The organism is Armatimonadota bacterium, assembly GCA_013359125.1.
Taxonomy (GTDB): Bacteria; Armatimonadota; Fimbriimonadia; order Fimbriimonadales; family GBS-DC; genus JABWCR01.
On the sequence record JABWCR010000004.1, the window covers coordinates 76,446 to 97,392 of the forward strand.

The following is a 20,947-nucleotide window of genomic DNA, read 5'->3' on the forward strand; positions in this document are numbered from 1 at the left end:
AGCGCGGATTTGGAGGCTACTGCAATCGAGGCGTCGTGGCAATAGATAGGCAATTTCGCATCAACGAGCGCATAACCGCTCGCGAAGTGCGCGTTATCGACGATGAGGGCAATCAGTTAGGCATCATGCCCTCTCGCAAGGCTCTCATGATCGCCCGGGAAAAGGGGTTAGATCTCGTCATGGTGTCTCCTACTTCGAACCCGCCGGTCTGCCGTATTTTGGATTTTGGTAAGTTCAAGTACGAGACAGAAAAGCAAGAGCGGGAGTCGCGCAAAAAGCACAAACAGGCCGAACTGAAGGCCATTCGCATCCGACCGAACATCGACGACCACGACATTGCGGTAAAAGTTCGTCGGGCGATCGAGTTTTTTCAGGATGGCGATAAGGTAAAATTCACTCTCATTTTTCGAAGTCGAGAGATTACGCGGCCCGAACGCGGCCATCAGGTGCTCGAGAAGATCGTCAAACTGACGGAAGAGTACGGCGCGGTTGAAAAGCCTGCTGTGGCCGAGGGACGCACGCTGATCATGATCATGGCGCCCAAAAAGGGCGCGACCAAACCCGCCGAGAAGGCGGCCTCGACGGGAGGTAAGGAGAACGATGCCGAAGCTGAAAACGAACAAGTCGGCGGCCAAGCGGTTTAAGAAAACTTCGACCGGCAAATTGATGCGGCGCCATGCCTATGACAGCCACCTGTTTTTGCACAAAAGCGGGAGCCGCAAGCGCAGACTGGCCCGCGAGGGCGAAGTATTCAAAGGCGAATTGAAGCGAATGTACCGCCTGATGGGCGGCAAAAAGTAATAGCGCCGAATTTAGACGGAGGACGCACATGCCACGAGTGAAAGGCGGGATTGTTACCCGACGACGACATAAGAAACTGCTAAAGAGGGCCGAGGGCTACTTTAGCGGCAAGAGCAAACTGTACAGAAAGGCGCACGAGCAGGTGATGAAGTCCCTGATGTACGCCTATCGCGATCGTCGCGCAAAGAAGCGCGAGTTTCGCCGTCTTTGGATTCAGCGCATCAGCGCAGGTTGCCGAAGCATGGGCGTCAAATACAACGAGTTGATCCATTCGATGACCGAGAAGGGCATGGCGATCGACCGCAAAATGCTTGCCGATCTGGCCGCTCGCGATCCGCAAGCATTCGAGCAATTCGTCCAGCAAGCGCGCGCTTAGTGAATGGACGTTATCGGCGAAGCGCTGAAATCGGCCAAAGCCGAGATTGCTTCGGCCTCAACTGTCTCTGACCTAACTTCCATCGAGCACGCCTACTTAGGCAAGAAAGGCGTGCTCAGCGTTCTTACAAAAGAGATTCCAATGCTGTCGGCCGATCAGCGGCCTGCGTTCGGCCAGCGGTTGAACGATGCTCGACGAGAGGTCGAATCGCTGATCGAAGACCGACGCGCCGTGTTGCTGGCAATAGAAACGGCCACGGCGATCGAGCGCGACAGAGTGGACGTTACCTTCCCCGGGACGGCGCATCGGAGCGCAGGGCGACATCCCTTGACGATTACCGCCGCACGGGTCAAGGCGGCGCTGATCGGCTTGGGCTTTGAGTTCCTGGAGAGCCCCGAGATCGAAAAGCACGAGTACAATTTCGGCGCGCTCAATTATCCGGACGATCATCCGGCGATGGACGAACAGAACTCTTTCTTGCTGGCCGACGGATGGCTTCTGAGAACGCAGACAACGGCCGTGCAGGGCAGGGCATTCGAGACGAAAAAACCACCGATGCGATGCGCAATCATCGGTCGCTGTTTTCGATACGAAGCGGTCGATGCGACGCATCACCACACCTTTCATCAGGTAGACGCTTTCATGATCGATCGCGGAATCAGCATGGCGAACCTAAAAGCCACGCTGGGTCAATTTGCTCGCGCAATGTTCGGCCCCGGCGTCCGAGTGCGATTTAGGCCGGACTTTTTCCCGTTCGTCGAGCCGGGCGTCGATTACAGCGTGTCCTGTTTCTTCTGCGATGGACAGGGCTGCGGGATTTGCAAGAAATCTGGCTGGATCGAGTTGGGCGGCGCAGGACTGATCCATCCGAACATCTTGGAGCGGTACGGGATCGACCCAGAAGAGTGGTCCGGGTTTGCCTTTGGCCTCGGAATCGAGCGGATACCCATGCTCCAGTACGGCGTGGACGATCTGAGGCTGTTTCTTGAGAACGACCTGAGATTCTTAGACCAGTTTAGGAGTTTGGGCGGCTAATGCGCGTCCCTATCGACTGGCTTCGGGAGTTTGTGGAGTTTGACTTGCCAACCGCGAAAGTGGCCGAGCGGCTGACGATGGTCGGGCTGGAAGTAGAGCGCGTGCTGGAACTCCCAGAAGGCGAAACTTTGGCGATCTACGTTACCCCCAATCGCGGCGATTGCCTCAGCATCTATGGCATTGCAAGGGAGGTGGCCGCATCTCTCGGGAGCGAATGCAGAACGACCGAGTTGTTCGAACGCGCGCGAACAGGGTTTGGCAGCAGCGCTCAGGCGACAACTGCGTCGAACGAGAAGGCAAGCATTCAGATCGACGATCCAAAACTTTGCCCGCGATACTCGGCATTGGCGGTATCGGGAATCCGAAACGGCGCATCGGACTCGCTCATTCAGAGACGTTTGATCGCGGCGGGCATGAGGCCCATATCCAAGGTAGTCGATGTTACGAACTATGTCATGCTCGAATTGGGACAACCGCTCCATGCTTTTGATCTGAGCAAATTGCCAGGCGGTCGCATCGTAGTCAGGCAGGCTCAGTCGGGCGAGAGGATAAGAACCTTGGACGATGTAGAGAGGCGATTGGCGCCGCCGATGCTTGCCATCTGCGACGAATCGCGTCCGATAGCAGTCGCGGGCGTAATGGGCGGTGGCGACACGGAAGTCGGACCAGGGACGACCGAAATCTTGTTAGAATCGGCGCATTTCGATGCCTCTTCGGTTCGTAAGACCTCTAAGGCTTTGAATCTTTCTACGGAAGCTTCGCAACGATTCGAGCGGTTTGTCGACCCGACGTTAACGGTGGCCGCCTTGCTCAGGACGGTTGAACTCATAGGCGGAGAGGCGACCATACCCCTGCTGGATGCGAACTCGGCGCACCTCGGCGCTCGGTCCTTGTCTGTGCGATTGAGCAGAGCCTCGTTGCTTCTGGGCTTTGAGGTTGACAAAGACGAGGCCGAAGGCGCGTTGGAGCGATTGCAACTCTCGCCGACCTGGAAGTCCGATCGTTTTGAGGTTCAGATACCGACATTTCGACCAGACTTGGCGCGAGAAGAAGATTTGGTCGAAGAGATCGGACGGATCGTGGGATACGAGCGCATTCCAGAAGCGCCGATCGTGGGGTCAGCGACCCAGGGCAGAGACAGCGAGGTCGGTCAGTTTGCCGAAAGGCTCAGAGGCTTGTTCGTTTCTGCGGGATTGCAGGAGGTTGTAACGCACACCTTGCAGAAACCCTCGCCGCTATCGGAGCCGAATCAGATCGAACTTCACAATGCCCAAAGCGAAGAGCTCTCGGCTATTCGGTCTTCGCTCCTTCCAGGGTTGACGGGCGTATTGAGCCACAACATCCGTCATGGCACGGTCAGCGCAGCGCTGTTCGAGATCGGCCGTACAGGAACTGTGAGAGACGGTTACGACGAGCGAATGAAGGTCGGGGTCTTGATGAGCGGCGATGTTGCGCCAGTGTCATGGAGAGGCAAGCCGCGCGAGATCGATTACTTCGATTTGAAGGGCGCCATAGACTCTGCGCTTGCCGGAATAGGAGCAAAGGCAGAGTATGCCAAGTCTCCAGACAGACGTTTTCATCCCGGTCGGCAGGCGTCGATTCTGTTGGGCGAAGAGGCTATAGGCACGATGGGCGAACTGCATCCCGATTTAGCACGGGCTATGGAGTTCCGACGCCGGATCTACATGGCAGAGTTGGATTTCGACGCTTTGCACCGTGCGGCCAATCTTCATGCAAAGTTTAGATCGTTGCCCAAGTACCCGCCTGTCTTGAGGGACGTTGCATTTGTGGTCGAAGAAAGCGCCCCTTACGTCGAAATCGAGCAGGCGTTAGTCGAAGCCGCGGGCGACCTCTTGGAAAGCGCCGAACTGTTCGATCGATACGCGGGCAAAGGGATTCCGGAAGGCTCCCATAGTCTGGCCTTTTCGCTAACGTTTCGCAGTCCAGAACGAAGCCTGACCGACGAAGAGGCGAACGCCGCGATGGAACGGATCGTCTCGATGCTGGGTCAGCGGTTTGGCGCACAAATCCGATCATGAGCGGCCGACAGTATGCGAGCCTTGCATCCGGCGGGCTTGACCCGTCGTCTCCAGCCATGCGCCTGTTTCAAAAGGCAAAACGGTTCGGCATCTGGAATCCTTGCGATATCGATCTGGCTCAAGATCGAGTCGAGTGGCCGCGGTTTGACGAACGTGAGCAGGATGTCATTTTGAGGCTCGTAGCGCTCTTTCAAGCCGGCGAAGAGAGCGTCGCAGTCGATCTCTTGCCGCTCATTGGGGTCATCGCATCCGAGGGTCGCCTTGACGAGGAACTCTATCTCGCTTCGTTCTTGTGGGAAGAAGCCAAGCACGTTGAGTTCATGCGTCGGTATTTGACCGAAGTCTGCCAAGCGAGCGGCGATCTTCATGCCTATTCCACGCCTAGCTACGAAGCCATCTTTGGCGAGGCATTGCCGACAGCGCTACAAAGGCTTCGAACCGATTCCAGTCCGCGCGCTCAGGCCGAGGCTTCGGTCATTTACAACATGATCGTCGAAGGCGTCTTGGCAGAAACGGGCTATCATGCCATCTTCACCACTTCGGATCGGCTGGGGATACTCCCCGGGCTGCGCCGCGGTATGGAGTTGATGATGCAGGATGAAGCTCGACATATCGCCTATGGAGTGTTGCTGCTATCGCGCCTTGTCGCCGAGCATCCTGAACTTTGGGAGCAGATCGAAGCGAAGCTTCAGGCTTACTTTCCGTTGGCCGCGGGGGTTATCACGGAGGTGTTCGATCATTATCAGCCCGACGTGCCGTTCGGATTGGATTACCAGGAGTTCTTGATGTATGCCATGAATCAGTTTGAGCGCCGGTACAATCGCCTTTTGCGAGCTAAGGGGCGGGGAGCGGACGCCGCAATGCAACTGGCGCACCAATCGATAGACGAAGAGGAGAACTCGCCATGAAGATGGTTACGGCTTTGCCACAATCCGAGCAGTTGGCCGTGCAGACCGCCATGATCCGTCAACTGTTCCCCAACCACGATATCAGCGTCGTTACGACGATGGAAGACTTGTTTCGTGAGGCGACCACCGCTGACGTGCTTGTATCGACGGCCTTCTTCCCGATCTCGAGCGACCTACTGAGAAGCGCTCCGTCTTTGCGCATGGTTCAGGTTGCAGGGGTCGGAGTCGATCACGTCGATATTGCCGTTGCGAAGGAACTGGGCATTACCGTCGCCTGCGTTACCGGCGCCAACACCGTAAGCGTAGCGGAGCACGTAGTGATGTCTGCGCTTGCTTTGATAAAGGGACTTGCTCCCGCAAACTCCGCTATGCACAGGGGAGAGTGGGCGCTGCCTATATGGATCAAGTCGGCGCGCGACATGGCTGGAACGACGTTTGGCATTTTGGGGATGGGTCGGATTGGTCGAGAGGTCGCTTTGCGGTTGCAGCCGTTTCAGGTTACTGTGCTCTACAACGACATCCAACCGATCGACGATGAGGAGCGATACGGCGCCACTTTCGTCGATTTTGACACGCTGATGTCGGAGAGCGACGTGGTTTCGCTTCATCTGCCTTTGAACGATGCGACACGGAAAATCATCGGTGCCGACGCTCTGGACAAGATGAAGTTTGGGGCTTGCCTGATCAACACGGCCAGAGCAGAACTGATAGACGAGGCCGCGCTGGCAAAGGCGTTGCAAAATAGGCTCGGCGGAGCCGCCATCGACGTTTTTCATCCAGAACCGCCGCCGTCCGATCATCCGCTCGTGGGCTTGCCTAACGTCATTCTGACGCCGCACGGCGCAGGCGTAACGCTGGAAGCGCAACAGCGGATCGCTCAGGGAGTCATTCAAAACGTGCTTCGCTTCATCGACGGGCGGCCGCTAGCGGACGTTGTGGTCGAGGGCTCGCGTTGACGGTTCGCGAAGCGGTCTTTCAATGGCTGAAAGAGCGCAAGGTCGATCGGGTGTTCGGCAATCCGGGTTCTACCGAACTCTCGTTCTTGGTCGACTTTCCGAAGGAGATACAGTATGTTCTAGCGCTTCAGGAGAGCGTGGCCACCGCGATGGCGGACGGGTATGCCCAGATGACGGGTCGCCCAGCCTTCCTAAACTTGCACGTTGCGCCCGGCGTCGGCAATGCGATCGGAGCGATGTTCAATGCGCTGAAAAACAAGTCGCCTTTGGTGGTAACGACTGGACAACAAGACACGAGGCACATTCTAAACGAACCGTTTTTGAGCGGCGACCTGGTCGGCTTGGCTCGACCTGTCTGTAAGCACGCGTATGAAGTTCTTAACCCATCGGATACAGCGCCTGCGCTCGAACTGGCCTATCGAATAGCCAATACGCCTCCAAAAGGTCCCGCGTTTGTAAGCATTCCAGTCAACTACTGGACGATGCAAGGCGATCCGGCAACAGTGCGCCAGGAGCATGCTTCTAGCGCGGCGGACGGATTGGATCGCGTTGCCGAAGCGCTGAACAGCGCTGTAAAGCCTGCGCTTGTGTTAGGCGCGCAGTGCGACGAGCCAGAGGGGTGGGAGGCTTCGATCGCGCTTGCCGAGAAGTTGGGCTGTGCGGTGTTTAGCGCGCCATTGGCATCAAGGATGGCATTCCCGACCAATCATCCGCTCTATCGGGGCACGCTGATTCCGGCGGCGCCTCGATTGTTGCAGGTCCTTGCGGAGTTTGATCTGGTTCTAGCGGTCGGGTGTCCTGTGTTTTTGGTCTACCCATACTTTCCCGGCAAACTGATCCCGCCAGGATGCCGCGCCATTCAGATCACGGACGATCCGACCGAAGCGACCAAAACCGTAGCGAGCGAGACTCTGATGGGCGATCCCGTTCAATCGTTGGTCGAATTGGCTGCGCTGGTGGAAGATAAGAAGCCGGCGCTGCCTTCCAAAGCGGTCGAGACAGCCAAACTCCGGTCGGAAGCGATGCGAGCCAAGCCGACCATGGGCGTTTCTTACGCGATGTATGCGTTGAGCAAGAATCTGCCGGACGGCGCAACGGTGTTCGACGAGTCGATCTCATCGACATTACAGCTTAAATCGCACATTGCGAGCGTTGGGCCTAAGCAGTATTTCACAGTGGCGAGCGGAGGCTTGGGCTGGGGCATGCCGGCTTCGATCGGCGCAAAGTTGGCCGAGCCGGATCGCCCGGTCGTCTGCGCGATCGGCGACGGTTCTTGCATGTACTCAATTCAAGCCCTGTGGACGGCGGCCCAGCAGCGCGCTGGGGTGTTCTATTACGCGATCAACAACAGCGGCTACTCCATTCTCAAAAGCTTCACCAAGGCGTTTTATCCCGGCGCAGAAGGCACGGTGCCGGGACTAGAGATACCCCAGTTAGATTTGGTCGCCTTGGCAAAAAGCATGGGGGTCGAGGCAGCCAGGGTCAGCGATCCAGAAGGGTTGGAAGCGGCCATACAACGGGGTTTGGCTTACGGCGGACCGTATCTGTTGGATGTTATGGTCGATCCAACCGTACCCAATCTGTTCTAGTCGAGCATCGGAATCTTGACGCCAGTTGCGCGCGCTGTCTCTATCGCTTGGTTGTAGCGAGCATCGGCATGTCGAAGAACCCCCATGCCCGGATCCGTGGTCAGAACTCGCTGGATTCGAGCGGAGGCTTCGGGGGTACCGTCAGCGACGATCACCATGCCTGCGTGCTGAGAGTAACCCATCCCGACACCGCCCCCATGATGCACGCTGACCCAACTGGCGCCATTGACGGCGTTGATCAACGCATTGAGAAAGACCCAATCCGAAACCGCGTCGCTACCGTCCTTCATCCCCTCGGTTTCGCGATTAGGCGAGGCAACGGAGCCGCAATCGAGGTGGTCGCGCCCGATCACGATCGGAGCCTTGAGGCGACCTTGAGCGACCATCTCGTTCATCTTGAGGCCCATCTTTGCTCTGTCGCCATACCCAAGCCAGCAGATGCGTGCAGGCAGTCCTTGAAAGGCAACTTGCTTTCTGGCAGCACAAATCCAGCGTTGAAGCCCTGCATCGTTCGGGAAGAGTTCCAATACGGCGTCGTCGAGCGCGGCTATGTCGGCGGGATCGCCCGAGAGCGCTGCCCATCGAAACGGCCCTTTGCCTTCACAGAACAGCGGGCGAATATAGGCGGGCACAAATCCAGGAAAGGAAAATGCCTGGGCGAACCCAGCGTTAAGGGCTTCCTGCCGAATGTTGTTGCCGTAATCAAAGACGACGGAGCCTCGCTTTTTAAGCTCGACCATTGCCTTAACATGAGTCGCGATCGATTGGGACGCCAGCTCTAGGTACTTCTTTGGGTTCGATCTTCGGAGTTCGGCGGCTTGTGCTACATCGTAACCGGAAGGCACATAGCCATTGAGCGGATCGTGTGCGGCGGTTTGATCGGTAACGATGTCTGGAACGACGCCTCGAGCCAACAGTTCTGGCAGAACGTCCGCTGCGTTGCCCAATAGAGCGATACTTTTGGGTTCTCCGGCTTCGCACGACTGGCGCGCGATGGCGATCGCTTCGTCAATGTCTGAAGTCCACTCGTCGCAATAGCGGGTCTCGATTCTGCGCTGGATACGGCTGGGATCGACCTCGATGCAGAGCGCGACGCCTTCGTTCATAGTGATCGCCAAGGGTTGGGCGCCGCCCATGCCGCCTAATCCTGCTGTAACGCACAGTTTGCCCCTTAAAGTGGCAGAAAACTCTTGCTTGGCTAACGCGCCAAAGGTTTCGTAAGTGCCCTGCAGGATGCCTTGCGAACCGATGTATATCCAACTTCCGGCGGTCATCTGGCCGTACATCATGAGACCCTGTTGGTCGAGCTCCCGGAACTTTTCCCAAGTCGCCCATGCCGGAACGAGATTGGAGTTGGCGATCAATACCCTTGGAGCGTTGGAATGAGAGGGAAGAATGCCAACCGGCTTGCCCGATTGGACAAGCAGAGTCTCGTCGTCGTTCAATTCCATCAAACTGCGTGCAATGGCGCGCAGGCATTCCCAATTGCGGGCCGCCTTGCCCAAGCCGCCGTAGACGATGAGGTCGTCCGGTTTTTCGGCGACTTCTGGGTCGAGGTTGTTCAAGAGCATCCGGAGCGCGGCTTCCTGAATCCAACCTTTGCAGTTCAGCTGGGTTCCAATGGGCGCGGACAACGGAACAGGGCCATGGGAAGAAAGCAGGCGGTCGATAACGGCATCAGGCATAAGAATAGGATACCCTTGGGTATTCTTGTTAGGCCGATGTTCGACCCTTCCAAATTGCGAATTCCGATTGTTGCTAGCCGCTACAACGGCGTCGTAACCGAGCCGATGGCGGCGGCAGCCCAACAAACCTTGATCGAAGCGGGCGTATTGCCAGAGAACGCGCCTGTTTTCTGGGTTTCAGGAGCATGGGAGATCCCGTTTGCCGTCCGCGAAGCCAAAGGCGACGGGGCAGTCTGTATTGGCGCGGTCCTGGACGGCGAGACGCGACATGCGGAATTCATTTGTAGCACAGTTTTGAGTTCGCTACAGCGCATAAAGCGACCGATCGGTTTGGGCATTTTGACCTGTTTGACGTTGGAGCAGGCGATGGAGCGAGCCGGCGGATTGCACGGCAACAAGGGCGCCGAGGCCGCCCAGGCGGTTTTGGACTTGATCAAGACTTGTGAGGAGATAGCAGAGTGGCGCGATACCAAGATATAGTTGCGATGGAGACTCTCGGCGCGGCGAAGTACCTGTCGAAACTGACGCGAGAGATGCCGGAGGAGAGATTGGGTTGGACGCCCTTAGGCGAAGGTCGGAGCGCGCTTCACCAGGTGGCCGAGTGCGCGGTGGTGGCGGATTGGGTTGCGAACGTCATCGAGAGGCGATCGACCGACTTTCTGCCCAAAGATCTATTCGGCGAGCTGAACAAGGAGGCCTCTTCGGTACAGGATGTAAAGGAAGCGGTTTCGAGGTTGATCGAAAACACAGGGCGATATGTGCGCTTGGTAAAGGAGTTTCCAGACGAGGAATTGGACAACGTCGTGCCCATGTGGACAGGCGATCAACCGATGTGGCGCGTGCTCAATTGGCACTATCGAAACATGATGTATCACATCGGCCAGATCAACTACATTCAAACGCTGTACGGCGATAAGGAGATGCGCTAGGCTTTGTCTGTTGCATAGAGTTCCAGTTCCATATTATAGAACTGGGTGGTCAGACCTAACAGCCTCATGCCCAGCCGCAGGGCGACGCGCTTGGACGGCTCGTTGAGAGGGTGGACGATCGCGTAGATTCGGTCTAATCCAAGGTCGCCGAAGCCATAGTCGAGCAGCGCTTTGCCCGCTTCCGTCGCATATCCTTGACCCCAGCAGTCGCTTCGCAAGTGCCAGCCCACCTCGATCCAATCGGAGTTGGGCAACGGTTTCAAAATGCCCGAGCCGACGATCTGGCCGTCGTCTTTGCGGATTAGCTTGCAGAAGCCATAGCCCGGCAGCACTTCCATGGCCTTGCATCGATCGGTCAATCGTTGATGCTGTTCTTCTAAAGTCTCGATAGGCTGGCCCTGCATGGGCGCCATGACTTGCGGGTCGCCGTAGATTTGGAAGGCGGCCTCGACATCTTCGGGAGTCCAGTCCGCAATCAGCAGACGCTCGGTCTCTAACGTTTTATCGATCAAGATCCGTATCCGCCTTTGTGCCTGCCGCCGCGCATTACGTGGAAGACGTGAAAGATAGCGGGGAAGAGCGCTTCGCAACTTTGGCGGGCTCCTTTTGTGCTTCCCGGTAGCGCGACGATCAGACTGCCGCCAGACATGCCGGCTATCCCTCGAGAGAGCATGGCATAGGGTGTGCGTCGTTGGCCGTACGCCCGCGAAGCCTCCGATATGCCCGGAATTTCGCGGTCGATCATTTCTCTTAAGGCCTCAACCGTCTTATCCCGAGCCGACAAACCGGTTCCGCCGACTGCAAGGATCAGGTCAAATCCGTGCTCTTTTGCCCAGCCGATTCTTTCGCGCAACAGGTCTGGTTCGTCAGGCAAAATCTCGTAGTGTTGCTCGCCGACATTTGGAGACTGTAGGAATTCCATTGCCGCTTTGCCTGCGCGATCCTCCTTTTTGCCCGCGGCTATAGTGTCGGAAAGCACGAACACAGCCGCCTTGATCGGGGGATCGAGCACGGCTTTGAAGTCGCTCTTGCCGCCAGACTTTTCTAAGAGCCGTATTGATTGGATCTCAATATTCTCGGTGTGCGGTTTGAGCATGTCGTAGAGGGTGAGCGCAGCGACGGAGGCTGCCGTCAGGGCTTCCATCTCGACGCCGGTAACCGCGATAGTCTTGACGCGGGCGCGAATAGCCAGCCCTGGCGACTCGAATTCGTACTCGACGTTCGCATAGGTGATGGGCAGAGGGTGGCAGAAGGGGATGATCGAGGGCGAGTTTTTGGCCGCCATCACTCCGGCAACGCGCGCGCATTCCAACGCGTCGCCTTTGTCCGTTGCGCGCCTTTTCAAAAGGTCGATTGCTTCCGAATCAAGGCTCATTCGCGCCTCGGCGACGGCTTCGCGCAAGGTCTCGTATTTGTTGGTAACGTCCTTCATGCTAACCGCCCATCACATGCATGGGCAACGGTTTGAGCGACGAACGGCTGTTAAGAGCGACGAAACCCTCCCATTTGGCATAGATCGCAACCCTGGCTATTTCGATAATCTCCTCGTCGGAAGCGCCGTCGCGCATGGCGTCGCGAAGGTTTGGGCCTCCGGGAGAGAAGAGACACGGCAAAAGCACGCCGTCGCTGGTGATTCTCACTCGATCGCACTGGTCGCAGAAGGGGTTGGAGATCGTGGATATGATGCCCAGAAGGGGCTTGCCATTGAGCAAATAGCCCCGCGCAGGATCGGACGGATCGCCTGCTGAAAGCCGGATGTCGAAGGCTTTGCGACCCTCGGCTAGGATGTCGGATTCGGTTATCGTCAGTTTTGGCTGCCATAGGCCGCGTCCGTCCAATGGCATGAATTCGATGAAACGTAGCACAATTTCTTGCTCAAACGCCCATTGCATCAAGGGCAGAATCTGATCTTCGTTCATGTCGCGGATAGCGACCGCGTTCACCTTGACCTTAAGCCCAGCATGGCGAGACGCCTCAATGCCGTCCATTACCTGCCTCAGGTCGCCCCCGCCCGTGATGCTGCGAAAACGGTCCGCATCGACCGCATCCATGCTGACGTTGACATCGTCCAGGCCAGCGCTCTTGAGGCTCGGCGCCATGTGTCCCAGTCGAACACCATTGCTGGTTAGAGAGACGCGCTCCAATCCATCGGCGCGTAGCGGTTGGAGCATCTCGATAAGCGTCGCGAGCCCAGATCGCAAGGTTGGCTCGCCGCCCGTTAGTCGAATGCGACGTATGCCTAACCTCCGAACAAAGATGGAAGCCAATCGAGCCATCTCTTCAAGGGTCAGCACCTCTTCCCTTGGCTTCCACACCGGTTCTTCGGGCATACAGTAGATGCACCGATAGTTGCAACGATCGGTAACCGAGAGCCTGAGCTTACGCTTCACTCGACCGAACTGATCGACCAACGGGGCGTCGTTTTGCATGGTTCGCTGTAGGATTATACCGGCGTTTAGCGGCAGGAGGAACGGATCGCGCGAAGAATTGGACGCTTGTAACCATGTTAGACACATTGCCAAAGGCGCTGTTCCAGAGCATCGACCAGTATGGCGATAAGCCGGCTTTGATGTATCGCGAGGGCAAGGAGTTTGTGCCCATCTCTTATCGACAGTTGGGCGAGCGGGTTTATCGGTGCGCGGCGGGTCTGTGGGCGTTGGACGTTCGGCCAGGCGATCGCATTTGCATCTTGTCGGATAACTGCCCCGAATGGGCGATCGCCGATTGGGCCAGCATCTGCCTTGGGGCCATCAGCGCGCCGATCTATCCGACTTTGACTTCGGCACAGGCAGCCGAGATACTGGCGGACGCGGAACCAAAGGTCGTCTTTGCCCGAGACGACAAGCAGATCAACAAACTCCACGAAGCTTTCAAGATATTGAAGTTTGGCGCCAGGATCGTCAGCTTCGAGAAGAACTCCTCGACCGACGCAGTAACGTTAGAGCAGCTGAGCGGTATGGCTTCTGATTTGGACGAGGCGACGTTTCGTCGTCGCGCTTTGGAGATCGCTCCGAGCGAGATCGCAACGTTTATCTATACGAGCGGAACAACCGGCGAACCGAAAGGCGCGATGCTGTCGCACAGCAACCTCATGTCGAATATTGAAGCCTCGTTGCAAGTGTTGCCGGTCGACCATAACGACACGCTGTTGTCCTTCCTGCCGCTGAGCCATGTGTTCGAGCGGATGGCCGGGCACTTTTTGGCGATGCGCATAGGAGCAACTGTCGCGTATGCGGAGAGCATGTTCACGCTGTCCAGCGACATGTTGTCGGTGCGACCGACCGCAATGCTCGCAGTGCCTCGATTCTACGGGTCGATAATGGACCGAATTCTTTCGTCGGTTGCCGATTCGCCCGGCTTGCGCAAGGCGCTTTTTTACCGTGCTTTGGAAGTTGGCAAGCAGTACTCGGAGCAGTGGCGCAATGGGCAGCACACCCCGTTTTTCTTGGGCCTTCAGCACAAGTTGCTGGACAAACTTGTGGGCGAGAAGATTCGGGCGCGCACGGGCGGGCGCATACGATTCTTTGCATCGGGCGGGGCTGCTCTGCCTCGCGATGTGGCCGAGTTCTTTCACGCGTTCGGCCTGCTGATCGTAGAGGGGTACGGCTTGACAGAAACCAGCCCGGTCATCACCATCAATACGGTCGAGGCGCCGCGTTTTGGAACCGTCGGCAAGCCGATTCCTGGAGTAGAGGTGAGAATCGCTGACGATGGCGAGATTCTCTCGCGCGGCCCCCACATTATGCGAGGGTATTACAACAAGCCCGAAGCCACTGCCGAGGCGATCGATAAAGACGGTTGGTTCCATACAGGCGATATCGGCGAATTGGACGCCGACGGGTACCTGAGAATAACGGATCGTAAAAAGGATCTCCTAGTTTTGGCCAATGGCAAGAACGTCGCGCCGCAACCGATCGAGAATCTCTTGAGATCGAGCGAATTGATTCAGGAAGCGGCGCTCTTCGGGGACGGCATGAGTCAGCCGATAGCCTTGATCATCCCTGACTTCGAGCGGATAAAGAAGCATGCGCACGATCATCAGATCGTTTTTGCGAACCTACACGAGCTGATAGAAAACGAGCAGATTGAGGCGTTGATCAAGGCCGAGGTGGATCGCGCCAATCGGCAGTTGGCCGACTATCAGCGAGTCCGTAGATTTCGGCTATTGCCCGAGCCATTCTCCATCGAGACGGGCGAGTTGACCCCGACGCTGAAGGTGAAGCGAAGGGTCGTGCTACAGAAATACGCGGCGATTATCAATGAGATGGCTTCATAGAGATGTCCCAACGCATTCCAACCGGTCCTGAGCGTCAGCAGCAGATCTACCAGGCTGGCGCAATGGGACGCAAGCCAACAATCCCCCTTTCGTACTCAGATCTGGAAGCTTTGGCAAAGTCAAAGCTGCCTCAAGAGGCCTACGACTACGTAGCGGGTGGCGCGGGTTCGGAAAACACGATGGCAACAAACTTAGCGGCGTTTGACAGATGGCGAATCGTGCCTCGAATGATGCGCAATGTGGAGCGCAGGGATATGGCAGTCGAGTTGGGCGGGCGCAATATGCCGGCGCCAATCCTGCTAGCGCCCGTGGGCGTTCTGGGGATCGTTCATCCTGACGCCGAACTAGCCGTCGCGCGGGCTTGCAAGGCGCTTGGTCTCACGATGATTCTGAGCACGCTCAGTTCGTTTACTTTGGAGAACGTCGCCGAGCTAGCGGCTCATCGCTGGTTCCAGTTGTATTGGAGCAACGACCAGGACATCGCGGCAAGCATGGTAGCCCGTGCAGAGGCCGCTGGTTTCGAGGCTCTAGTTGTTACTCTCGACACCCCGATCATTGGATGGCGCGAACGCGACCTGCAGAACGCCTACTTGCCTTTCTTGCAGGGCAAAGGATTGGCGAACTACTTTACCGATCCGGCGTTCTTGAAACCACTCAGCAAGTCGCCCGAAGAAGAGTTGCTGCCGGCGGTTATGCGATTTGCTCAGGTTTTCGGCAACACGGCTCTCACATGGTCCGACTTGGCATTTTTGAGGGGAAGAACCAAGCTCCCAATTTGGGTGAAGGGCATTCAGGCCGAGGAGGACGCACGGCTGGCCATCGACCATGGAGCAAACGGCATTATCGTGTCGAATCATGGAGGCAGGCAAGTGGACGGCGCGATCGGATCTCTAACTGCGTTGCCACCGATTGTCGAGGCGGTCAAGGACCGAGTCCCCATACTGTTCGACAGCGGCATCCGGCGCGGCGCAGATATATTCAAGGCCGTTGCATTAGGCGCAAACGCCGTGCTGGTTGGACGTCCTTATACTTGGGGCTTGGCGGTCGGCGGGGAGACCGGGGTTCGAGAGGTCCTCTTGAATCTGATCTGCGATCTAGACCTGACGATGGGATTGTCGGGATGCGCAACCCTGCGCGATGTGAAGGCGGATAGGCTTCATGCCGTATGAGCCTCTTCCATATCGCCCGCCAAGACGATCTCTCGAAGATGCGCGCAGGGAGCTCGACGAAAACTTTCAAATCATGGCGAGTCGTCGAAGCGTGCGCATGTTCTCGTCCGATCCAGTTCCCAAGGATATCATCGAGACGGCCATTCGCATAGCCGGCACTGCGCCAAGCGGAGCCAATCGGCAACCGTGGCAATTTGTAGCGATTAGCAATCCAGAGGTGAAGCAGAGGATTCGGCAGGCAGCCGAGGAGGCTGAACAAGAGTTCTATCTGCGAAAGGCGCCCAAAGAGTGGCTCGATGCGCTGGAGCCCCTGGGTACCGATTTTGTCAAGGAACACATTACGGCTGCTCCGTGGCTAATCGTCGTCTTCCGGGTAGATTACGTCGAACTAGGGGATGGCGGGCGATCGAAGAACTACTATGTGCCCGAGTCGGTGGGGATCGCAACGGGCTTCCTGATTCAGGCCCTGCATAGGGCAGGCTTGGCGACGCTGACCCACACTCCAGCCCCGATGACGTTCTTGAGGGAAATCTGTGGTCGGCCGCTCAACGAGAAACCGTATCTATTGATGCCGGTCGGCTACCCAGCAGACGATTGCACGGCGCCCAACGTATCGCGCAAGGCGTTGGCAGAGATTTTTGAAGCGATCGAATAACTGAGCCTGTCCATTTTACCGTTCTTTGGCCAATCTGAAGCAGTTACTGGGCAGATAGGCACGAGTTTTGCCACGATGAGATAGAGCCAGAAAACTCATATTCTCAACGGAGGCAGAACATGTTTAACCTAAAGACCGTTGCCGTGATCGCTCTTGCTTCGACCGCTCTCTTTATGGGCAGTCAGCGAGCCGAAGCGATCATCATTTTCAACTTTGACACCGTATACACGGGATTTACGCCGGACGGCCCGCCTGCTTGGGCAACCTTGACGATCGTCGATTTTGCAGCAGACGAAGTCAAGATGACCTTGTCTGCGAACTGGGACGGCTCGCTCTACCCGGCACAGTTCATACGAGACCTTTATTTGAACATTAGCCCCTTCCTAAACGCTACGCTGGTCTCTGGCAGCGTGTCTGGTCCTGCAGTGATCTCTGGCGTTTCGTCGTCTCTGGATGGCATCAATGGCGGCGCGGGCACATCGTACGACCATCGAGTCGACTTCCAAGTGGCTGGCGGTCCAGGCAGGCTCACTGGCGGCGAGACGGTATCCTGGCGCGTTACGGCTCCTGGATTGACCGAAGCGCATTTCCTAGCCACAGAGCCTGGCCAAGGACTGGAAGCTGGAATGCATATTCAGGGCATCACGGGCGGCCTGTCGGGTCACGTTACAACCCCCGAGCCGGCCAGTTTGTTCGGCATCGCATCGGGACTGATTGCTCTGGCGAGAGCGCGTCGCAATCGAAAGTAAACAAAAAAAGGAGCCTTGGGGTCTCTCAAGGCTCCTTTTTTGTGTCTCAGGCCTAGTAGTTTTGCCTGTTTTAGAGGTCGAATCTTGTCCCGGGAACGTTGCAAGGCAGCGTCATATTCTATAATGCTATAAGGTAGCGTGATTTCGACAATCCGCGCCACAAAAGGAGACAAGAAATGAGAACCGCAAAGCTTCTACTCGCCGCACTGTCGTGCGCAACACTGATGTTCGCTGGAGCCTATAAGGCTGACGCTATCGTAACGTACAACTTCAACGTCGTATACACCGGCGGCACTCCGGACGGTCCGCCTGCTTGGGCGTCGCTGACGATCACCAACTTTGATACCGACGTTGTTCGAATGTCGCTGACGGCCAACTGGGACGGCACCCTGTTCCCCGACCAGTTCATTCGGGACATGTATCTGAACATCAGCCCGTTTTTGAACGCTACGTTGGTTGCGGGCAGCGTGTCTGGTCCTGCCAACATTACAGGAGTTACCTCTTCTGAAAATGGGATTAACGGCGCTGCGGGAACGGCGTTCGATCATCTGGTCGACTTTCAGGTTTCAGGCGGGCCAGGGCGTTTGACCGGTGGGGAAACGGTATCTTGGAGGGTTACTGCTCCCGGACTGACCGAAACGCACTTTATGGCCGTTGAGCCCAATATGGGTCTGGAGGCCGGAATGCACATTCAGGGCATCACGGGCGGCCTGTCGGGTCACGTTACGACTCCCGAGCCTGCGAGCCTTTTTGGCATCAGCGCAGGTCTTTTGGCGCTGGTTCGCGCTCGACGCAACCGCAAGTAAGTAAGTCGGCACTTTGGGCGATCGGTCGTTCTCCGGTCGCCCTTTTTGCTGTCTAATCGCGGTTGGGTTCGTGGATGTAACGGACGAAGAAACGGCTAGCCGCATGGGCGATACAGTCGGCAAAACCTTCCGCTCTTAGATCGGCAGTGGCCAGGATGGCAGAATCGGGGGTCAACCAGCCTCCGTTGGCCAAGAACAGGACGTCGTTGTGAGCGTAATGGCCCGGTTTGGTCGGCACGGTCTTGATCGCCTCTTTGGGGTTTGGCGGGTAGGGATTCTTGACAATCGTGTTGAGGATGGGCGTTAGCAGTCGGACATAGCGCGCCAGCGACACTGCCAGTTCGAACTTGCCGAGAATGTCTTTTCCTCTGAAGTTGTCGGCGCTGGCCAAGCCGCGCGCTGTAACTTCCCAAACTGCCGAACGTGCCCAATCCGGATGTCTTTGGTCCAGGCGCCTTGCAATCCTTGGAGCGGTGGACACCGGTTTGCTCAGAGACTGGCTCAGCGCTCTTTCTAACTTAGCCATATAGCCGGAGAATGCCAGAGCGAATTCGTATCGCCTTAAGGGGTGTTTCGCTGCTGGATTGTTAGATGTTTTGGGAATGTCGAGGTGCTTTCGCACGCGATCCAAGTCGCTCAGATCGTCCGGCGGTTGGAACAGTCGTCTCATCGTCCTGCCTCTGCGATGGCCGGCATCTCGTCAAGGGCGCGACCGGTGCCGAGCGCAACGCAGGAGAGCGGGTCGTCGGCTACTCGCACTGGGATATCGGTCGCCTCTTGCAAGAGGCGGTCCAATCCACGGAGAAGCGCGCCTCCGCCGGTCAGGACGATTCCCCTTTCGATGATGTCTGATGCCAGTTCGGGCGGCGTCTCTTCTAGTGCCGATTTGAGTTTCTCAACGATATGGTTCACAGGTTCGCTCAAGGCTTCCCGGATCTCGGGCGAGTTGATTTTTACTGTTCGCGGTAGTCCAGCGACCAAGTCGCGGCCTCGAATCTCCATCTCGAGTTCGGGCTCCAAGCGGTAGGCCGAGCCGATCTTGAGTTTGATCTCCTCTGCCGTTCGCTCGCCCACCATTAGATTGTAGGCAGATCGAATATAGCGGCCGATGGCCTCGTCCATCTTGTTTCCGCCGATACGTAGGCTACGGCTCAGCACCATGCCGCCGAGAGATATGACTGCGATGTCGGTCGTACCGCCGCCGATATCGACGACCATGTTGCCGCCCGGCATATGGATGGGCAATCCGGCGCCGATCGCGGCGGCCATTGGCTCCTCGATCAAGTTGACCTCTCGCGCCCCGGCTTCTTTGGCGGCCAATTGAACGGCTCGTCGCTCGACGCCCGTAATGCCCGAAGGCACGCACACGAGCACGTGTGGCTTGAAGAGGGATCGTTTGCCCACGACTTTCTTGAAAATGTAGGAAAGCATCTCGAGCGTAATGGTGTAATCCGCGATGACGCCGTCGATCATGGGGCGGGTTGCGACGATGTTGCCAGGCGTGCGGCCCAGCATCAGCCTGGCTTCTTCTCCCACCGCCAGCACTTTGTTCGAGGGGCGAGCCATCGCAACGACGCTGGGTTCTCGCAGGACGATGCCGCGCCCCTTTTCATAGACCAAAAGATTGGCCGTGCCCAGGTCGATGCCTAGTTCAGGGATTAGGCGAAACATGCTCTCTCTTTCCTGATCGATCTGTACTAAACCGTTCAATATCCGCGCCAAGGCCTCGAAGTTTGTCTTCGAATCTCTCGTAGCCGCGGTCGACGTACTTCATGTTGTGCACTTCCGATTCGCCCTCTGCCGCCAGGGTCGCAAGCACGAGCGCTGCGCCGCCGCGAAGATCCTGCGCCCGCATCGATGCGGCATGGAGGCGGTCTACGCCTCGAATCACGATGGTTCGTCCGTCAGCATTGATGTCGGCGCCCATGCGCTGAAGTTCGGGCACATGGCCGACTCGTTTTTCATAGAGGGTCTCTTTGACCAGCGAGGCGCCGTCGGCTATCGCGAGCATAGCGCACATCGGTTGCTGAAGGTCTGTTGGAAAGCCGGGGTAGGGCATTGTGGTGATGTCTACCGCCTTGGGTCGGCCATGTCCCGAGATGCTGATCTCGTTGTCCCTCTCTTCAATTTCGACGCCGGCGTCTCTCATTTTGGAGAAAAGCGCCTGAAGGTGATCGCCATCGGCGTTCTTGAGGATTACTTGGCCCTTAGAGACCACTGCAGAGATCGCGAAAGTGCCGGCTTCCAGCCGGTCAGGGATGACATCGAACTCAACTTCTCGTTTGAGTTTATGGACGCCGTTTATGGTGATGGTTGGCGAGCCGACGCCCTCGATGTCGGCTCCGCAAGCGGCCAGGAAGCCAGCCAGATTGACCACTTCTGGCTCGGCGGCCGCATTCTCGATCGTGGTCGAGCCTCTTGCAATGGTCGCCACCGTCATCAAGTGCTGCGTTGCGCCGGCGCTCGGCAGGTCGAGGTATATCTTGGCTCCGGCAAAAGAATCGACAGTGCCTTCGTATTGGCCGGGGTCGGCAATAATGGTCGCGCCCATCGCTTGCAGGCCGTTAAGATGGTAATTGACGGGACGGTTCCCGATGTCGCAACCGCCCGGATCGGGCATAACGGCTCGGCCCATTCGTGCCATCATCGGGCCGAAGATGTAGAACGACGCCCGCATCTTTGCGACCAGATCGGTCGGCGGTTCGTTCTTGTCTAAGCCGGAAGTTTTGAGCGTAACAGACGATCCGTTCCAAGTAGATTTGACGCCAATGGCATCGAGGATGTCTAGCATGGTGTAGATATCTCGAATCTTTGGGACGTTGTTCAAGCGAACTTGACCATCGACCAGCAACGAGCCGGAGAGAAGCGCCAAGGCTGCGTTCTTGCTGCCCGAAATTGTAACGGCTCCTGACAGGGAACGTCCCCCGACGATGCGCGCGGCATCCAAGGTCGTCTCATCCATGATGGCCATCTG

At 57.1% G+C, this 20,947-nt stretch carries 22 protein-coding genes; 15 read left to right on the top strand and 7 right to left on the bottom strand.

Going from position 1 to position 20,947, the window contains the following annotated elements:
• The first annotated feature begins 41 nt into the window (after positions 1-41).
• Genes HUU60_03385 through HUU60_03420 form a run of 8 tightly spaced genes read left to right on the top strand, consistent with a single transcriptional unit; the run spans position 42 to position 7,704 of the window.
• Positions 42-644 (top strand): translation initiation factor IF-3, encoded by a 603-nt coding sequence (locus HUU60_03385; protein ID NUL81750.1) that lies wholly within the window; start codon positions 42-44, stop codon positions 642-644.
• The gene (gene rpmI, locus HUU60_03390) at positions 601-801 is read left to right on the top strand and encodes a 50S ribosomal protein L35 (protein ID NUL81751.1); all 201 of its coding nucleotides are present in this window, start codon (positions 601-603) and stop codon (positions 799-801) included. Before HUU60_03385 ends, rpmI begins: the two co-directional genes overlap by 44 nt.
• A gap of 28 nt (positions 802-829) precedes the next feature.
• On the top strand, positions 830-1,177 hold the full coding sequence (rplT, locus tag HUU60_03395; protein ID NUL81752.1) for a 50S ribosomal protein L20: 348 nt from the start codon (positions 830-832) through the stop codon (positions 1,175-1,177).
• A 3-nt stretch (positions 1,178-1,180) separates the two neighbouring features.
• Positions 1,181-2,212 (top strand): phenylalanine--tRNA ligase subunit alpha, encoded by a 1,032-nt coding sequence (gene pheS, locus HUU60_03400; protein NUL81753.1) that lies wholly within the window; start codon positions 1,181-1,183, stop codon positions 2,210-2,212.
• Positions 2,212-4,251 carry a phenylalanine--tRNA ligase subunit beta gene (locus HUU60_03405; protein NUL81754.1) on the top strand — a complete coding sequence of 680 codons (2,040 nt, stop codon included), beginning with the start codon at positions 2,212-2,214 and terminating at the stop codon, positions 4,249-4,251. The genes pheS and HUU60_03405 overlap by 1 nt, the downstream gene beginning before the upstream one ends.
• Positions 4,248-5,159 (top strand): R2-like ligand-binding oxidase, encoded by a 912-nt coding sequence (locus HUU60_03410; protein NUL81755.1) that lies wholly within the window; start codon positions 4,248-4,250, stop codon positions 5,157-5,159. Before HUU60_03405 ends, HUU60_03410 begins: the two co-directional genes overlap by 4 nt.
• Entirely contained in the window at positions 5,156-6,115 is a 960-nt protein-coding gene (locus HUU60_03415) for a hydroxyacid dehydrogenase (GenBank protein NUL81756.1), read from the top strand. Before HUU60_03410 ends, HUU60_03415 begins: the two co-directional genes overlap by 4 nt.
• Positions 6,112-7,704: a benzoylformate decarboxylase gene (locus HUU60_03420; GenBank protein NUL81757.1), complete on the top strand. Its 1,593-nt coding sequence runs from the start codon at positions 6,112-6,114 to the stop codon at positions 7,702-7,704. The genes HUU60_03415 and HUU60_03420 overlap by 4 nt, the downstream gene beginning before the upstream one ends.
• Here HUU60_03420 and hutU read toward each other — a convergent pair.
• Positions 7,701-9,389: a urocanate hydratase gene (gene hutU / locus HUU60_03425; protein ID NUL81758.1), complete on the bottom strand. Its 1,689-nt coding sequence runs from the start codon at positions 9,387-9,389 to the stop codon at positions 7,701-7,703. The genes HUU60_03420 and hutU overlap by 4 nt on opposite strands.
• Before the next feature lie 54 nt (positions 9,390-9,443).
• Between hutU and ribH the strand changes: the two genes are divergently transcribed.
• Positions 9,444-9,869 carry a 6,7-dimethyl-8-ribityllumazine synthase gene (gene ribH, locus HUU60_03430; protein ID NUL81759.1) on the top strand — a complete coding sequence of 142 codons (426 nt, stop codon included), beginning with the start codon at positions 9,444-9,446 and terminating at the stop codon, positions 9,867-9,869.
• On the top strand, positions 9,848-10,318 hold the full coding sequence (locus HUU60_03435; protein ID NUL81760.1) for a DinB family protein: 471 nt from the start codon (positions 9,848-9,850) through the stop codon (positions 10,316-10,318). Before ribH ends, HUU60_03435 begins: the two co-directional genes overlap by 22 nt.
• Here HUU60_03435 and HUU60_03440 read toward each other — a convergent pair.
• The 3 genes from HUU60_03440 to moaA are packed head-to-tail and all read right to left on the bottom strand — an operon-like array spanning position 10,315 to position 12,747.
• Positions 10,315-10,827 (bottom strand): GNAT family N-acetyltransferase, encoded by a 513-nt coding sequence (locus tag HUU60_03440; GenBank protein NUL81761.1) that lies wholly within the window; start codon positions 10,825-10,827, stop codon positions 10,315-10,317. The genes HUU60_03435 and HUU60_03440 overlap by 4 nt on opposite strands.
• Positions 10,827-11,750, bottom strand: coding sequence for a bifunctional molybdenum cofactor biosynthesis protein MoaC/MoaB (locus HUU60_03445; GenBank protein ID NUL81762.1), 924 nt, complete (start codon positions 11,748-11,750; stop codon positions 10,827-10,829). The genes HUU60_03440 and HUU60_03445 overlap by 1 nt, the downstream gene beginning before the upstream one ends.
• 1 nt (position 11,751) lies before the next feature.
• Positions 11,752-12,747 carry a GTP 3',8-cyclase MoaA gene (gene moaA / locus HUU60_03450; GenBank protein NUL81763.1) on the bottom strand — a complete coding sequence of 332 codons (996 nt, stop codon included), beginning with the start codon at positions 12,745-12,747 and terminating at the stop codon, positions 11,752-11,754.
• A 74-nt stretch (positions 12,748-12,821) separates the two neighbouring features.
• Between moaA and HUU60_03455 the strand changes: the two genes are divergently transcribed.
• From HUU60_03455 to HUU60_03475, 5 genes are all read left to right on the top strand, one after another.
• Positions 12,822-14,594, top strand: a complete 1,773-nt coding sequence (locus HUU60_03455; protein NUL81764.1) for a long-chain fatty acid--CoA ligase — start codon at positions 12,822-12,824, stop codon at positions 14,592-14,594.
• A gap of 2 nt (positions 14,595-14,596) precedes the next feature.
• On the top strand, positions 14,597-15,763 hold the full coding sequence (locus HUU60_03460) for an alpha-hydroxy-acid oxidizing protein (GenBank protein ID NUL81765.1): 1,167 nt from the start codon (positions 14,597-14,599) through the stop codon (positions 15,761-15,763).
• Positions 15,753-16,418 (top strand): nitroreductase family protein, encoded by a 666-nt coding sequence (locus tag HUU60_03465; protein NUL81766.1) that lies wholly within the window; start codon positions 15,753-15,755, stop codon positions 16,416-16,418. The genes HUU60_03460 and HUU60_03465 overlap by 11 nt, the downstream gene beginning before the upstream one ends.
• A 119-nt stretch (positions 16,419-16,537) precedes the next feature.
• Positions 16,538-17,167 carry a PEP-CTERM sorting domain-containing protein gene (locus tag HUU60_03470; protein ID NUL81767.1) on the top strand — a complete coding sequence of 210 codons (630 nt, stop codon included), beginning with the start codon at positions 16,538-16,540 and terminating at the stop codon, positions 17,165-17,167.
• Between the two features lie 176 nt (positions 17,168-17,343).
• Positions 17,344-17,973, top strand: a complete 630-nt coding sequence (locus HUU60_03475; GenBank protein NUL81768.1) for a PEP-CTERM sorting domain-containing protein — start codon at positions 17,344-17,346, stop codon at positions 17,971-17,973.
• A 52-nt stretch (positions 17,974-18,025) separates the two neighbouring features.
• Here the strand turns inward: HUU60_03475 and HUU60_03480 are convergent, their stop codons facing one another.
• Genes HUU60_03480 through murA form a run of 3 tightly spaced genes read right to left on the bottom strand, consistent with a single transcriptional unit; the run spans position 18,026 to position 20,920 of the window.
• The gene (locus HUU60_03480; protein NUL81769.1) at positions 18,026-18,643 is read right to left on the bottom strand and encodes a hypothetical protein; all 618 of its coding nucleotides are present in this window, start codon (positions 18,641-18,643) and stop codon (positions 18,026-18,028) included.
• Complete coding sequence (locus HUU60_03485; GenBank protein NUL81770.1) at positions 18,640-19,644, bottom strand: rod shape-determining protein; 1,005 nt, start codon at positions 19,642-19,644, stop codon at positions 18,640-18,642. The genes HUU60_03480 and HUU60_03485 overlap by 4 nt, the downstream gene beginning before the upstream one ends.
• Positions 19,625-20,920 (bottom strand): UDP-N-acetylglucosamine 1-carboxyvinyltransferase, encoded by a 1,296-nt coding sequence (gene murA / locus HUU60_03490; protein ID NUL81771.1) that lies wholly within the window; start codon positions 20,918-20,920, stop codon positions 19,625-19,627. Before murA ends, HUU60_03485 begins: the two co-directional genes overlap by 20 nt.
• Positions 20,921-20,947: the final 27 nt, after the last annotated feature.